We start from the raw sequence: 15,091 nt of genomic DNA on the forward strand, positions 1-15,091 counted from the left end.
GATAATCATGGTTCTCGCCTGTCTGGCGTGAACCCAGACAGGAGAAAAGTGGCAAACCCACGCGTACACGAGATCGCTGCAGAGCTCGGTGTCGATAGCAAGGTCGTCCTGGCCAAGCTGAAGGATATGGGCGAGTTCGTCAAGGCGTCCTCGTCCAGTGTCGCGCCCCCGGTGGCGCGCAAGGTCAAGGCCGCCCTCGAGGCGGACGGCGTCGCCAAGCCCGGCGCCGAAGGCGATGCACCGGCGGCGGCGAAGCCCGCGCCGAAGAAGCCCGCTGCGGGCCCGCGTCCCGGCCCGGCGAAGCCCGCCGCGCCCGCGAAGCCCGAGCCGGCCCCGGCGGCCCCTGCCGCTGCTGCGCCCGCGGCTCCCGCCGCACCCTCGAAGCCCGCGGCTCCGGCCGCCCCGGCTGCCGAGAAGTCCGCCGGTGCTCCGAAGCCCGGTGCTCCCAAGCCCGCTGCGGCCCCGAAGCCCGGCGCTCCCAAGCCCGCTGGCCCGCGTCCGGGGAACAACCCGTTCGCGAGCAGCCAGGGCATGGGCATCCCGCGTCCGCCGCGTCCGGGGAACAACCCGTTCGCGGCCAACCAGGGGATGGGCCGCAACCGCCCGAACCCCGGCAACATCCCCCGGCCCGCTCCGCGCCCGCAGGGCGGCGGCGCTGGCGCCGGTCGTCCGGGCGGCCCCGGTCGTCCGGGCGGCCCCGGTCGTCCCGGCGGCGGTGGCGGCTTCAACCGTCCCGGTGGCGGCGGCGCACCCGGTGCGGGCGGCGGTTTCGCCGGCCCGCGTCCCGGCGGCGGCTTCGCGGGTCGTGGTCGTGGCGGCCGAGGTGCCGGTACCGCGGGCGCGTTCGGCCGTGGCGGCTCCAAGAGCAAGGCACGCAAGTCGAAGCGGGCGAAGCGCGCTGAATTCGAGATGCGCGAGGCGCCCTCGATCGGCGGCGTCCAGGTTCCCCGCGGCAACGGATCGACCCCGATCCGTCTGCGCCGCGGCGCATCGCTGAGCGATTTCGCCGACAAGATCAACACGAGCGCTTCGAACCTCGTCACCATCCTGTTCCACCTGGGAGAGATGGCGACGGCGACGGAGTCGCTCGACGAGGCGACGTTCGAGATCCTCGGCGACGAGCTGGGCTACAAGATCCAGATCGTCTCGCCCGAGGACGAGGACCGCGAGCTGCTCGAGGGCTTCGACATCGACATCGAGGCGGAGCTCGAAGAAGAGGGCGACGACGTCCTGCAGCCCCGGCCCCCGGTGGTCACCGTCATGGGCCACGTGGATCACGGTAAGACCCGACTGCTCGACGCGATCCGCAAGGCGAACGTGGGCGGCGGCGAGGCCGGCGGCATCACGCAGCACATCGGTGCGTACCAGGTGCACACCGAGCACGACGGCATCGACCGCGCGCTGACCTTCATCGATACTCCGGGTCACGAGGCGTTCACCGCCATGCGTGCCCGTGGTGCGCAGGTCACCGACATCGCGATCCTCGTGGTCGCGGCGGACGACGGCATCATGCCCCAGACGATCGAGGCGCTGAACCACGCGCAGTCGGCCGGAGTGCCGATCGTGGTCGCGGTCAACAAGGTCGACAAGGAGGGTGCGAACCCCGAGAAGGTGCGCCAGCAGCTCACCGAGTTCGGTCTGGTCTCCGAGGAATGGGGCGGCGACGTCATGTTCCGCGACGTCTCGGCGAAGAACGGCACGGGCATCACCGAGCTGCTCGACGCGGTCCTGCTGACCGCCGACGCCGGTCTCGACCTGCGCGCGAACCCAGACAAGGACGCTCGAGGCGTCGCCATCGAGGCGAAGCTCGACAAGGGCCGCGGCTCGGTCGCGACCGTCCTCATCCAGTCGGGCACCCTGCGCGTCGGCGACGCGATCGTCGCGGGCACGGCCTACGGTCGCGTCCGTGCGATGCACGACGAGAACGGCGAGACCGTGCTCGAAGCGCTGCCGTCGCGTCCGGTCCAGGTGCAGGGTCTGTCTTCGGTGCCCCGCGCCGGCGACAACTTCATCGTCACCAGCGATGACCGCACCGCACGCCAGATCGCCGAGAAGCGCGAGGCCGTGGAGCGCAACGCCCAGCTGGCGAAGGCGCGCAAGCGCCTCAGCCTGGAGGAGTTCACCAAGGCCCTCGAGGACGGCAAGGTCGAGTCCCTCAACCTGATCATCAAGGGCGATGTCGCCGGTGCCGTCGAGGCGCTGGAGGAGTCGCTCATGAAGATCGAGGTCGACGACTCGGTCCAGCTGCGCATCCTGCACCGCGGCGTCGGCGCGATCACCGCGTCCGATGTGGACCTGGCGACGATCGACAACGCGATCGTCATCGGCTTCAACGTGCGCCCCGACGTCAAGGCCCGCGAGCGCGCAGCGCGCGAGGGCATCGACATCCGGTTCTACAACGTCATCTACAACGCGCTCGACGACATCGAGTCTTCGCTCAAGGGCATGCTCAAGCCCGAGTACGAAGAGGTCCAGTCGGGTGTGGCGGAGATCCGCGAGGTGTTCCGCTCGTCGAAGTTCGGCAACATCGCCGGCGTCATCGTCCGCAGCGGCACCATCACGCGCAACGCCAAGGCGCGCGTGATCCGCGAGGGCGTCGTGATCGCCGACGGCCTGGCCATCGAGTCGCTGCGTCGCTTCAAGGACGACGTGACCGAGGTCAAGACCGACTTCGAGGCCGGTATCGGTCTGGGCAAGTACAACGACATCCAGATCGGTGACGAGATCGAGACCACCGAGATGGTGGAGAAGGCGCGCGACTAGTCGCTCGACCCGAACGGGTGCGGCCCGGGAGCTTCGGCTCCCGGGCCGCACCCGTTTTCGCGGCCCGTCAGGCTCCCGTGCGAATGCCGGTTCGAGGCCGACTCCGGGCGCGTCCGCCGACCGCGCACGGTAGGCTGGGGGCATGGCAAATCCCAGGGCTGGCAAGGTTGCGGAGCGGATCCAGCAGATCATCGCTCGACGTCTCGAGAAGGGGCTGCGCGATCCGCGGCTCGGCTTCGTGACGATCACCGACGTGCGCGTCACGGGCGATCTGCAGCACGCGAGCGTCTTCTACACCGTCTACGGCAGCGAGGACGAGCAGCAGGACTCGGCGGCGGCGCTCAAGGCGGCGACGGGCATGCTCCGCAGCGAGGTCGGGCGTCAGCTCGGAACGCGCCTCACGCCGACGCTCGAGTTCATCCACGACGAGCTGCCCGAGACCGCGGAACACCTCTCGGTGCTGCTGGCCGAGGCGAAGCAGCGCGACGAGGCCGCTCAGGCGCTCGCGGCCAACGCGCAGTACGCGGGCGAAGCCGACCCCTACTCGAAGCCGCAGGCCGAGGCCGCCGACGACTCGGACGACGAGGACGACGATCTCGAGGCGCTCGACGAAGAGGTGGACGACGACTTCGACGACGAGGACCTCGACGACACCGACGAGGACCTCGACGACGAGCCCGAAGCGGGCGCCGCGGGGCGCTGAGCCCGGGTCAGCTCTTCCGCAGGTCCTCGGCCAGCATCACGATGATGCCGCTCGGCCCGCGCAGATAGCTGAGCTTGTAGACGTTCTCGTAGTTCGCGACTCCGCGCAGCGGGAAGCAGCCGTGAGCGGCGGCGATCGCGAGCGATGCCTCGATGTCGTCGACGGCGAATGCGACCCGGTGCATCCCGATCTCGTTCGGCAGCGTCGGTTCCGTCTCGATCGCGTCGGGGTGCAGATACTCGAACAGCTCGATACGGCCCTGCCCGTCGGGGGTCTGCAGCATCGCGATGCGCGCGTGGTTGCCGTCCAAGCCGACGGCGGTGTCCGCCCAATCCCCGCTGACCTCGTCGCGCCCGAGGACGGTGAGGCCGAGGTCGGTGAAGAAGGCGATGGTCGCCTCGAGGTCGCGCACGGCGATGCCGACGTTCTCCAGTCTGATGCTCATGCCGGGCATGCTAGTCCCGGCGTGCGCGCGGAACCAGGCCGACCGCGTGGCAGGTGCGGGTCAGGGTAGCCGGATCCGGTCGTCGTCCGCGACGACGAGCCCGTCGGCCAGGAGCGTGGTGAGCGCCCGCTCGGCCTGTTCTCGGGAGCCGCGGACACCATCCCGCTGCGGGGCCTCGGCGACTTCGCCGCGGGCGGCGGCGAGCGCTGCATCGCGGGGGATCGGGCCGTGGGCCGCGCGCAGCGCGGCCATGACGCGTCCGCGAGCCTGGCGGTCGCTGCCCTCGAACTTCGCCTGCCTGGGGCGTTTGCCTGGTGCGTTCTCGGGGTAGCCCGCGCCGCGCCACTCGCAGAGCTCGGCGATGGGGCAGAGATCGCACCGGGGTGCGCGCGCCGTGCAGACGATCGCGCCCAGCTCCATCGCGGCGGCGTTGAACGATTGTGCGGCGGCTTCGCCTTCGGGCAGCAGCTGCTCCATGTCGTGGAGATCCTGCGGTGCGGGCATGCCCGCCGCCGCTCGCCCGTGCACGGCGCGGGCGAGCACCCGCCGGGTGTTCGTGTCGACGACGGGGTGCCGGTCGCCGAAGGCGAAGGCTGCGACGGCGCGCGCGGTATAGGGTCCGATCCCGGTGAGCGACAGCAGCGTATCGACGTCCCGGGGGACTTCGCCGCCGTGCTCGTCCGTGATCTGCTGCGCGGCCCGGTGCAGCCAGAGCGCCCGACGGGGGTAGCCGAGCCGATCCCAGGCGCGGAGCGCCTCGCCCGGTTCGGCTGCCGCGAGCGCCGCGGGCGTCGGCCAGCGTTCCATCCACTCGAGATAGCGGGGCAGGACGCGGTCGACCTGGGTCTGCTGCAGCATGAACTCGGACACGAGAACCGCCCAGGGGGACGCGGCCGGGTCGCGCCAGGGGAGATCGCGCGCGGCGCCGTCGAACCAGCGGATCAGCGCGGGGGCGATGCCGTCGTTCGCGGAAGCCGCGGGGACCGCGGGAGCTGGGGGAGTCGGCACCCGACCAGTCTAGGAGGAGCACCGACGGGTCCGCCGGGGAGCGACGTCGGTGCAGGGAGGATCGCGTGTCCCCGGAACGGGGGTCATTTTGCTGGAGAACCGCAGTGCGGGGCCTGGGAACTGCTTGGGTACTGCGGGGGACCGCCCGCAGAATCGGCGCGCGCGGCCTCGACGACTCACACACGAATTGGGGAGAACATGGGGAATCGAACAGGCGGATCGGGCAACCTGCCCGGGCGTGCGCGCAGCGGCGCCGCTCGGAGCGCGCTCGTCCTGACGCTCGGGCTCGCGACGGTCGCTGCGGGCGCTGTGGTGCCGGTATCGGCGGCGAACGCGGCAGCGGACACCATCACCGTCACCAGCCTCGGACTCGGCGGAAACGCCGGTGCGGGCACCTGCGCGGCGACGGCCGGCGGGACGGATTGCACGCTGCGCGGGGCGCTCGAGATCGCCAACGCCTCGTCCAACCCGGACGGGGTGAAGATCGACTTCGCTCCGTCGCTCGCCGGGACCGGGCAGATCGCCTTCCCCGGTTCCGTCAACGCCGGGAACAGCATGTCGACGACCGTGCTCAATCCGGGCTCGGAGAACACTGCGAACGGCGCGAGGTACGTCGTCGACGCCAAGGTTCCCGTCTCGATCGACTTCACGAATCTCGACGGGATCGAGGACCAGGACGGATCCCACCTCGCCGGCATCTACGTGAAGTCCGACAACGTCTCGCTGAGCAACCTCAAGAACCTGCGGGCGGCGGAGTCCGGCATCGCCGTCCGCGGCGCGGGCACGGTGATCGACGGCGTGCACCTGGAGGATCCCACCTCGCCGGTGCAGGAGGTCGGGGTGCTGCTGCTCGACGGCGCGGCGGACACCAGGATCGTCGACACCACGATCTACAGCCCCTACTGGGGCAGCGTCGTGGTCGACAACAAGGCCACGGTGACGAACACCGTGATCGATGGCCTCGTCAGCCGCGGGGTCGAGAACTGGGGCCATCTCATGTTCGAGGACGACTCGGTGGTGAACGGCTTCGCGGTCTCGAACAGCACGCTGGGTGCGCTCGAGGAGACCTCGCCCTCCCACGGCCTCTTCATCAACCCCGGTGTCGTCGCCACGGGCGTGAAGATCGCCGACTCGACGTTCCAGTCGCCGGGCAAGGAAGGCGTGCACTTCTACGGTGCAGGCCAGAAGCTGACCGGTACCGAGATCACCGGCACGAAGTTCGTCGGAACCGACGCGAAGAACCTGGGTCGTGTCGTGTCGGACAACACCGCGGAGTTCGCCGGGCTCGACTTCTCGGACAACCGGATCGACTACGCCGGGGGCGCGGTCTTCCGCGGATCGGTGTCGGACGCGCGGTTCACGGGCAACACCGTGACGAACACCGTCGACGGTGGAGCCGCCGCGCTGCAGCTCGGCCGTTCGCTGGACGGCGTGCAGGTGAGCGGCAACTTCTTCGAGCACCTGTACGCGCTCGACACGATCCGCGTCGAGGGTTCCTCGGCGAAGAACGTGTCGATCTCGGGCAACACGCTCAAGAACCTCAACGCCGCGGTCTCGCGCTCGGCGATCCGCATCGACGCACCGGGGACCGGTAACGTCGTGTCAGGGAACACGCTGACGCAGAAGAACGACGACCCGTACATGCGCGCCGATTCGTTCAACCACTGGGCGGTCTACAACTCCGCGAACGCAGCGACGAACGACGCGAGCGTCGGCTGGACGGTCGTGGGCAACGCGATCGACGGTTTCGGCTGGAACTACCTCGCGGACCGCGAGGGCGGCTCGCAAGCGCCGATCGTGCACAACGCGCGCGGCAAGCTCCTCGTCGCGGGCAACACCTTCGGCGAGCACACGCGCGGCAGCCTCACCACCGACGTCGAGCACAGCGCCTACTGGTTCCTCTGGAACGTGGGCGACACGGTGAGCAACAACACCGTGCAGACCTACCGTGCCGACCAGGTCTCGATCGACGGCGACGCCGACCAGGCGACCTTCACCGCGACGAAGCCCGCGCAGAACCTGCCGGGCAACAACGACGCGACGGCGCCCGTGACCCTCCACGTCTACTGGACCGCCGACGACCACGCCGAGGTGTACCTCGGCAAGGTCGAGGACGTGCGCCCCGGTGACCGGGTCACGTTGCCGGCGAAGGGGCACACGGGCGGCCACATCCGCCTGCAGACGGTCGACGCGAACGGCTTCACCTCGCAGTACTCGTCGATCGATCCGAACGCCGAGAGCTCGATCCCCGCGGCTCCCCGGGTCACCGGCACCGAGGCCACCTCGGTGAGCGGCACCGGAACGGCCGGCGGCACTTTCACGGTTCGCGACGGTGCGGGCGCCGAGGTCGCGACCGGCCCCGTCGACGAGACCGGCAAGTGGACGGCGACCGGACTCACCTGCGGAACCGAGTACACCGTCGTGCAGACGGTCGACGGCATCGAGAGCCGGGAGACGACCTTCACCACTGCGGCCTGCCCGAACGGAAGCAACGCCTCGGCGAACGGCACTGGCTCCGCGAACGGCACGAGCTCGGCGAACGGGACCAGCTCGGCGGCCGGCACCAGCTCGGCGAACGGCACGAGTTCGGCGAACGGCGCGAGTTCGGCGGCCGGCGCGAGCTCCGCGAACGGCACCGACACGGCGGCCGGGTCGAGCAGCACGAAGGGCTCGACGAGCGACGCCGCAGCCAACGGCGACGGATCGCTGCCTGTGACCGGAGCGGGCGACCTCGGCGGCCTCGCACTCGGCGCGCTGGCGCTGCTGGCGATCGGCGGCGGAGCCCTGCTGGTCGCGCGACGACGCCGGGCATAACCGGGTTCGTCCGGCGCGACGGCGCGGGAGCCGGGCGGTGGTCTCCTCGGAGACCACCGCCCGGTGCGTTCGCGCGCGGGGAGTCCCGGTTCGCGCGTCGGCGATCAGGCGCCGCGGAGCTCCGACGGCGGGGGAACGGCACCCGCGTCGTCCGCCGGGGTGCGCCTGATCGCCGCACGGATCAGGAAGAACAGCACGATGATCGCGGCGGTCAGAGCGATGTGGCCGAGGCCCGCGATCCCGGAGATCATCGGGGAGGACGCGATCCCGAGCACCGTGAGCGTGCCGTGCACGACCAGCATGCCGGCGGTGACGACGATGCCCGCATGGTAGAGCCAGAGGAACCAGGCGAAGAGCTTCGGCGCGGCCGACAGGCGGAACGCCCGTTCCAGTCCGAGGAGGATCAGGAACGGGAAGAAGCCCAGCGAGAACAGGTGCGTGTGCGCGAGTCCCAGCTGGGTGACCCCGCCCTCCGGGAATCCGTTCGCCTTGGTGAACTCGCGGAAGAAGAGACCCGAGGCGAGCGCGAGGCCGCCGTAGACGAACGCGGAGACGAACAGGTGGTGCAGTGCTTTCCTCATGCCTCCATGCTCGGCCGCGTCGCAGGGCCGCCGCATCGTCCGAAATAGGGAAATCCGTGCGAAGCGCCGGCCGCGGCCGCGCCGGGTCGGCCGGATAAGCTGGACGGCGATGCACGCCGAGAGCGCGGGGACCGCCCCGCAGAAGACTGACGCCCCCAACGGGATCCTGCTCGTCGACAAGGCCGAGACCTGGACGAGCCATGACGCGGTCGCGAAGACCCGACGCGCGCTCGGCCTCAAGAAGGTCGGCCACGCGGGCACGCTCGACCCGATGGCGACGGGGCTGCTGGTGCTCGGCACAGGCCCGGCGACCCGACTGCTCACGCACCTGGTCGGGCTCGACAAGGTCTATGCCACGACCATCCGCCTCGGGATCGCGACCGTCACCGACGACCGCGAGAGCGAGGCGATCGGGATCGCCGACCCCGCCGCCATCGCGGCCCTCGCGCAAGCGCCGGAACGGATCCGCGCCGCCGCCGCCGAGCTCACCGGTGCGATCGAGCAGTCGCCGAGCGCCGTGAGCGCGATCAAGGTCGACGGCCGGCGCGCCTACGACCGGGTGCGGGCCGGCGAGACCGTCGAGCTCAAGAAGCGACCGGTCACCGTGCACCGCTTCGAGCTGGGCGAGCCCCGCATCGCGACGGGACCGGGCGGGGAGCCCGTGATCGACGTCGACGCGGTGGTGGAGTGCTCCTCGGGCACCTACATTCGAGCGCTCGCCAGGGACCTCGGCGCGGCGCTCGGCGTCGGGGGCCACCTCACCGCCCTCCGCCGCACCGAGGTCGGCCCGTTCTCGGTCGCCGACGCGGTGAGCACCGAGCGGCTGGCGGCGGGCGACCCCGGCCCGCTGCTCACCCCGACCGAGGTGGCCGCTCGGCTGTTCCCGGTGGTGCGGCTCACCGCAGCACAGGCCGTCGATCTCGGCAACGGCAAGCGGCTCGAGGTCGATGCGCCCGACACGAAGCTCGCCGCGGCCGTCGCTCCCGACGACCGCCTCATCGGCCTCGTCGAGGTCAAGCGCGGACGCACCCGAGTCGTCACGAACTTCCCGGTGCCCGTCGACGGGAACAGTGCGGCATGATCCTCTGGTTCACGATCCTCCAGATGGCCGTCGCCCTCGCCGGGGCCGCGACCTGTCTCGTGGTGTTCCTGCGCAAGAGCGCTCCCAACGACTTCGCGCTGGGCGCGACCCTGCTGGCCGGAGTGCTGCTGCTCGTGCAGGTGATCATCGCGATCGTCGCGCCCGCGGTCGGGAACGCTCCGGCGGGCGACCCGCTCGAGTTCTGGATGTACCTGATCGTCGCGCTCGCGCTGCCGTTCGCGGCGAGCTTCTGGGCGCTCGTCGATCGCAGCCGCACCGCCAATCTCGTCCTCGTGGTCGTGCTCGTCTCGGTCGCCGTGATGACCTACCGTATGCAGGTCATCTGGGGGTGACCCCCGCGGAGGAGGGCCTCCGGCCGGCGGATACACTGGAAGCCGTGCCAGATTCGCAGACCCGTGACGCCCTCGCCCCAGCCGACTCCACCGAGAAGCTGCGCGGCGCAGGTCGCGTGCTCGTCGCGGTGTACCTCGTGCTCGCGATCGCGGCGACGTTCCGATCGGTCTACCAGATCGTCTCGAAGTTCGACGAGGCGCCCGTCGCCTACAGCCTCTCGGCCGTCGCCGGGATCGTCTACATCGTCGCCTCCGTCGCCCTGATCAAGCGCCGCGGCGCGTGGCGCACCGTGGCCTGGGTCGCCATCGGCTTCGAGCTGATCGGCGTGCTGCTCGTCGGCGTGCTGAGCTTCGCCGTGCCGCAGTGGTTCGCGCACCCCTCGGTGTGGTCCTGGTTCGGTGCCGGATACCTCTTCATTCCGCTCGTGCTGCCGGTGCTCGGGCTCGTCTGGCTGTCGCGCTCCGCGCGACCCGAGCGGAACGGAGCGCAGCATGCGGCGCATTGAATCGCTCGACGCGCTGCCCCAGGGCGGCATGCCCAACGGCAGCACGGTCGCGATCGGCAAGTTCGACGGGGTCCACCTGGGGCACCAGGCGATCCTGCGCCGCCTCGCGGCCGCCGCCGAGGCCGACGGCACCGAGTCGGTCGTGTTCACCTTCCGCAGCAATCCGCTGAGCCTCCTGCGCCCCGAAGCGTGCCCGCAGCCGGTCATGAGCGCCGAGCAGCGGCTCGAGGCGATCGCCGAGACCGGCGTGACCACCTGCGTGATGGTCGACTTCGACGGTGCGCTCGCCGCCGTGCCCGCGGAGGACTTCGTGCGGGACATCCTGGTGGCCCGCCTCGGCGCGCGCCGCATCGTGGTCGGCGAGGACTTCCGCTTCGGGCACCGGGGGCTCGGCGATGTGGCGCTGCTGCGCGAGCTCGCACCCGGGCTCGGATTCACGGTGGAGCTCATGGGGTCGATCGACGATCCCGAGCTCGGCCGCATCTCGTCGTCGCGGGTGCGCGAGGCCGTCACCGACGGGGACGTCGAACGGGCCGGGCGGCTGCTCGGGCGCCCCGTCGCCGTGCGCGGCGAGGTGGTGCACGGCGATGCGCGAGGACGCGAGCTCGGCTTCCCCACCGCGAACCTCGGCGGCACGGTCGAGGGGCTCGTGCCCGCCGACGGCGTGTACGCCGGGTGGGCGACCGTGAACGGCGAGACGCACCCGGCCGCCATCTCGGTGGGCAACAACCCGACCTTCACCCCGCACGCGCAGTCCCGCGTCGAGGCGTTCCTGCTCGACTTCTCGGGAGATCTCTACGGCGCATCGATCGAAGTGCGCTTCGTCGCGCGCCTCCGCGGCATGGTCGCGTTCACCGGGATCGAGGCGCTGATCGAGCGGATGTGCGAGGACGTCGCCGAGACGCGCCGGATCCTGCACCTGGTCGATCCCGCGGCCTGATAGAATCGCAGCGAGACCATCGATCCGGGTCGCGCCGCCGTGCCACGCACGACGTCAGGCCGACTCGCGAAGGCTCTCGCGCACCGGGCACCGGTTCCCGGCCGCGCACCCCGCCGACCAGGAGACCCATGGCATCCACGACTGCCACGCGCCCGGCCCAGACACGGTCCAACCGTAAGCGCCACACTCAGAACGAGGGCATCATCCCGCTGCTCGCCCGCGCCGTCCGCGAGGTCGAGGCCTCCGCCCAGCGCGGCAAGGCGACGCCGGCCAACCGCACCAAGTTCCACGTCATCGCGCTGCTCATGCGCGAGGAACGCGCCCGGGTCAAGACCGAGGAGGGCGTGGCCGAGAGCGAGCGCGCCGAGACGCTGAAGCGCCTCGACGGCATCGCGGGGATCCTCGCCAAGACCGCGGCCCGCGATACGAGCCTGATCACCCTGCTCGAACCCGCAGCGCCCATCACCGAGGCGACCCGCGCGCTGAAGCGCAAGATGCTCATGCAGGCCGGCATCGAGCTCCCCGAGGAGGCGCCGGCTCCCGAACCGCGCGCTGCGATCGTGCCGCCCGAGCTGGCCGAGCGCCAGGTGGAGCCCGCGGGCATCGAAGCGCGCATGCGCGCCAATCCCTTCCTCGCACCCGATCTCGCGCCCGCGCAGGGCCCGACGCCGGTGGTGCGACTCGCGAACTGGGAACTGCTGAGCCCGCTGCTCAAGTCGTTCGAGCAGGGCGGCGGCGGTTCGGCGTGCATGGCGCTGCCCGAGCCCCCGTGCCGGACCGGCTCGCGCCCCGCGGCCTCGAGCTCATGCCCCACCAGGCTCGCCTGCTGGCGAGCGTGCGCGACGGTCACCGCAGCTTCCTGCTCGCCGATGAGCCGGGCCTCGGCAAGACCGCGCAGTCGGTGCTCGCGGCCTCGGTCGCCGGCGCCTACCCGCTGCTCGTCGTCGTGCCGAACGTGGTCAAGATGAACTGGGCCCGCGAGGCCCAGCGCTGGACCCCGCAGCGCCGCGTCACCGTGATCCACGGCGACGGCCAGGACATCGACGCCTTCGCCGACGTCTTCGTGGTGAACTACGAGATCCTCGACCGCCACCTGAGCTGGATCTCGCGGTTCGGTTTCGAGGGCATGGTGGTCGACGAGGCGCACATGATCAAGAACGTGCAGTCGCAGCGCTCGCGCAACGTGCTCGCGATCGCCGACCGGATCCGCGAGCGCGTCGCGAACCCGCTGCTCATCGCGCTCACGGGTACCCCGCTCATCAATGACATCGACGACTTCCGCGCCATCTGGCGGTTCCTCGGGTGGACCGATGCCGAGAAGCCGGGGCGCGAGCTCATGGCCGCGCTCGAGGCCAACGGCTACACGCCGGCCGACGCCGGCTTCTATCCGGCGGCTCGGCAGAGCGTCGTCGACCTCGGCATCGTGCGCCGCCGCAAGATCGACGTGGCCGCCGACCTGCCCGCGAAGCGCGTCGTCGATCTGCCCGTCGAACTCGACGACGACCTCGGCCGGGGGATCCGCGAGGCGGAGCGCCAGCTCGCCGCCAAGCTCTACGACCGTTTCTCCGCGATGAAGAACGGCAAGCTGGGGGAGAAGCTCTCGGACGAGGCGCTCGTGCGCATGGTCTGCGCGCAGGAGCTCGAGGAATCGAACTCGTCGGCGGACGGCATGAACGTCTTCACCATGGTCCGCCAGATCGGCCAGGCCAAGGCCGGGCTCGCCGCCGACTACGCGGCGCAGCTCGCACGCTCGGTCGGCAAGGTCGTGTTCTTCGCGAAGCACATCGACGTGATGGATCGTGCCGAGGCCGCGTTCGCCGAGCGCGGGCTCACCACGATCTCGATCCGCGGCGACCAGACGGCGACCGCCCGCCAGGAGCAGATCGACGCCTTCAACCAGGATCCCGATGTCGCCATCGCGGTCTGCTCGCTCACCGCGGCGGGCGTCGGCGTCAACCTGCAGGCGGCGTCCGACGTGGTCCTGGCCGAACTCAGCTGGACCGATGCCGAGCAGACGCAGGCGATCGACCGCGTGCACCGCATCGGCCAGGAGGAGCCCGTCACCGCGTGGCGGATCGTGGCCGCGCAGACCATCGACGCCAAGATCGCCGAGCTCATCGATCGCAAGGCCGGCCTCGCCGCCCGCGCGCTCGACGGCGCCGAGGCGAAGCACGAGGACGAGGACTCGGTGCAGCTCGCCGCGCTCATGCAGGTGCTGAACGAGGCCATCGCCGCTCGCGAGTAACCCCTTCCGCGCTAGCATCGGAACCAGGTTCGGGGATCCCGGCCCGATTCCGCGCACCGCTGCATCGAGCCGCCCGCACCCATGGGCAACTGACGGTGCGAAAGAAGGATGCGGCATGCGCATTGGAGTACTCGTCTCGGGCGGCGACTGCCCGGGACTCAACGCGGCGATCCGCGGAGCAGTGCTCCGCGGGGTCGACGTGCTCGGCTTCGAGATGATCGGCTTCATGGACGGCTGGCGGGGCGTGATCGAGGGGGAGTGGATCCCGCTCGACCGCGCCGCGGTGCGGGGCATCTCTCCGCTCGGCGGCACGATCCTCGGCACGAGCCGAGTGAGTCCCCTCACCCCGGAGGTGGGTGTCGAGGGGATCCGGGCGAAGCTCGCCGAGCAGGGCGTCGACGGGCTGATCACGATCGGCGGCAACGGGACCCAGACGGTCGCCCGGATCCTCTCGGAGGCGGGGATCCCGACCATCGGCCTGCCGAAGACGATCGACAACGACCTCGCGGGAACCGACTACACCTTCGGCTTCGACACCGCGGTGTCGATCGCGACCGAGGCGATCGACCGACTGCGAACCACGGGCGAATCGCACCGGCGGTGCATGGTGCTCGAGGTCATGGGGCGCGACGCCGGCTGGATCGCCCTGCACGCGGGCATGGCCGGCGGCGCGCAGGTGATCCTGCTGCCCGAGTACTCCGAATCGCTCGACCAGGTCTGCGCCTGGGTCGAGAGCGTCCGCGATCGCGATCGCGCTCCGCTCGTGGTCGTCGCCGAGGGGTTCAAGCTCGAGGGCATGGAGCACGAGGTGACCCGCGCCGGGCTCGACGGCTTCGGCCGCCCCCGCCTCGGCGGGATCGGCGAGGTGCTCGCCCCGCTGATCGAGGAACGCACGGGGATGGAGTCGCGCGCGACCGTGCTCGGGCACGTGCAGCGCGGCGGCGTGCCGACCGCCTTCGACCGGGTGCTCGCCACCCGCGCGGGCATCGCCGCGGCCGACGCCGCTGCGGCGGGCGAGTGGGGCACCATGGCGGCGCTGCACGGCACCCGGATCGAGATGGTGCCGCTCGCGGAGGCGGTCGGGCGACTCAACACGGTGCCCGAGGACCGCTACGAAGAAGTGCGCCGTCTGTTCGGGTGACCGTTCGGTTCGGTTGCGGCGAATGGCGGCTCGATTTCGGATCCAGCCGCCATTCGCCGCAACCGAACGATCGAGCGCCGTGCTGCGCGCGATGCGGTGCGGCTCGGCGTCAGGCCTGGGCCGCGGCGGCGAGGCGCTGCTGCACCTCGGGGAGCGACGGGTTCGTCGCGGTGGTGCCGTCGGGGAACACCACGGTGGGGACGACGGCGTTGCCGCCGTTGACCTCCTTGACCAGGTCCTCCGTGCCGGGCGTCCGCTCGATGTCGACGATCTCGTAGCCGATGCCCGTGCGGTCGAGCATCGTCTTGAGCCGCTTGCAGTACCCGCACCACTCGGTCGAGAACATCGTGATCGTTCCCGCTTCGGGGACGAACTCCTGTTGCATGATTGCCTCCGTTCGGTGCAACCATACGCGGCTCCCGTGCATTCCGCCCGGACCCTCCGGGCGGAGGCACCTGCGTGAACCGCACGGGAACGGTCGGGGAACCCCTCGATGAACGGTCGATGGAGT

The 15,091-nt window shown here is 70.9% G+C and carries 12 protein-coding genes and 1 pseudogene; 9 read left to right on the top strand and 4 right to left on the bottom strand.

Annotated elements, in window-relative coordinates; translation table 11 throughout:
• The first annotated feature begins 48 nt into the window (after positions 1-48).
• Positions 49-2,763 carry a translation initiation factor IF-2 gene (infB, locus tag AB3K78_RS01670; protein ID WP_416445606.1) on the top strand — a complete coding sequence of 905 codons (2,715 nt, stop codon included), beginning with the start codon at positions 49-51 and terminating at the stop codon, positions 2,761-2,763.
• 142 nt (positions 2,764-2,905) lie between these two features.
• Positions 2,906-3,466: a 30S ribosome-binding factor RbfA gene (rbfA, locus tag AB3K78_RS01675; RefSeq protein ID WP_416445608.1), complete on the top strand. Its 561-nt coding sequence runs from the start codon at positions 2,906-2,908 to the stop codon at positions 3,464-3,466.
• A gap of 7 nt (positions 3,467-3,473) precedes the next feature.
• Here rbfA and AB3K78_RS01680 read toward each other — a convergent pair whose 3' ends face one another.
• Complete coding sequence (locus AB3K78_RS01680) at positions 3,474-3,911, bottom strand: VOC family protein (RefSeq protein ID WP_416445610.1); 438 nt, start codon at positions 3,909-3,911, stop codon at positions 3,474-3,476.
• A 60-nt stretch (positions 3,912-3,971) separates the two neighbouring features.
• Positions 3,972-4,919 (bottom strand): A/G-specific adenine glycosylase, encoded by a 948-nt coding sequence (locus AB3K78_RS01685; protein WP_416445612.1) that lies wholly within the window; start codon positions 4,917-4,919, stop codon positions 3,972-3,974.
• A 198-nt stretch (positions 4,920-5,117) separates the two neighbouring features.
• Here AB3K78_RS01685 and AB3K78_RS01690 point away from each other — a divergent pair, with 198 nt between their 5' ends.
• Positions 5,118-7,733, top strand: coding sequence for a hypothetical protein (locus AB3K78_RS01690; RefSeq protein WP_416445614.1), 2,616 nt, complete (start codon positions 5,118-5,120; stop codon positions 7,731-7,733).
• A 104-nt stretch (positions 7,734-7,837) separates the two neighbouring features.
• Here AB3K78_RS01690 and AB3K78_RS01695 read toward each other — a convergent pair whose 3' ends face one another.
• A complete protein-coding gene (locus AB3K78_RS01695; RefSeq protein WP_416445616.1) occupies positions 7,838-8,314 on the bottom strand; it encodes a DUF2871 domain-containing protein in 477 nt (158 codons plus the stop codon).
• A 109-nt stretch (positions 8,315-8,423) separates the two neighbouring features.
• Between AB3K78_RS01695 and truB the strand changes: the two genes are divergently transcribed.
• The 6 genes and pseudogenes from truB to AB3K78_RS01725 all read left to right on the top strand — a co-directional run bounded on the left by truB (position 8,424) and on the right by AB3K78_RS01725 (position 14,580).
• Positions 8,424-9,395: a tRNA pseudouridine(55) synthase TruB gene (gene truB / locus AB3K78_RS01700; protein WP_416445618.1), complete on the top strand. Its 972-nt coding sequence runs from the start codon at positions 8,424-8,426 to the stop codon at positions 9,393-9,395.
• Positions 9,392-9,748 (top strand): hypothetical protein, encoded by a 357-nt coding sequence (locus AB3K78_RS01705; RefSeq protein WP_416445620.1) that lies wholly within the window; start codon positions 9,392-9,394, stop codon positions 9,746-9,748. The genes truB and AB3K78_RS01705 overlap by 4 nt, the downstream gene beginning before the upstream one ends.
• Positions 9,749-9,792: 44 nt before the next feature.
• The gene (locus AB3K78_RS01710; RefSeq protein WP_416445622.1) at positions 9,793-10,254 is read left to right on the top strand and encodes a hypothetical protein; all 462 of its coding nucleotides are present in this window, start codon (positions 9,793-9,795) and stop codon (positions 10,252-10,254) included.
• Positions 10,241-11,194 (top strand): bifunctional riboflavin kinase/FAD synthetase, encoded by a 954-nt coding sequence (locus AB3K78_RS01715; protein ID WP_416445624.1) that lies wholly within the window; start codon positions 10,241-10,243, stop codon positions 11,192-11,194. Before AB3K78_RS01710 ends, AB3K78_RS01715 begins: the two co-directional genes overlap by 14 nt.
• Before the next feature lie 128 nt (positions 11,195-11,322).
• Positions 11,323-13,439, top strand: a pseudogene (locus AB3K78_RS01720) (DEAD/DEAH box helicase).
• Positions 13,440-13,554: 115 nt separating this feature from the next.
• Positions 13,555-14,580, top strand: coding sequence for an ATP-dependent 6-phosphofructokinase (locus AB3K78_RS01725; RefSeq protein ID WP_416445626.1), 1,026 nt, complete (start codon positions 13,555-13,557; stop codon positions 14,578-14,580).
• 109 nt (positions 14,581-14,689) lie between these two features.
• Here the strand turns inward: AB3K78_RS01725 and AB3K78_RS01730 are convergent, their stop codons facing one another.
• Entirely contained in the window at positions 14,690-14,965 is a 276-nt protein-coding gene (locus AB3K78_RS01730; protein ID WP_416445628.1) for a mycoredoxin, read from the bottom strand.
• Positions 14,966-15,091: the final 126 nt, after the last annotated feature.

Source organism: Leucobacter sp. HNU (assembly GCF_047946755.1).
Taxonomy (GTDB): domain Bacteria; phylum Actinomycetota; class Actinomycetes; order Actinomycetales; family Microbacteriaceae; genus Leucobacter.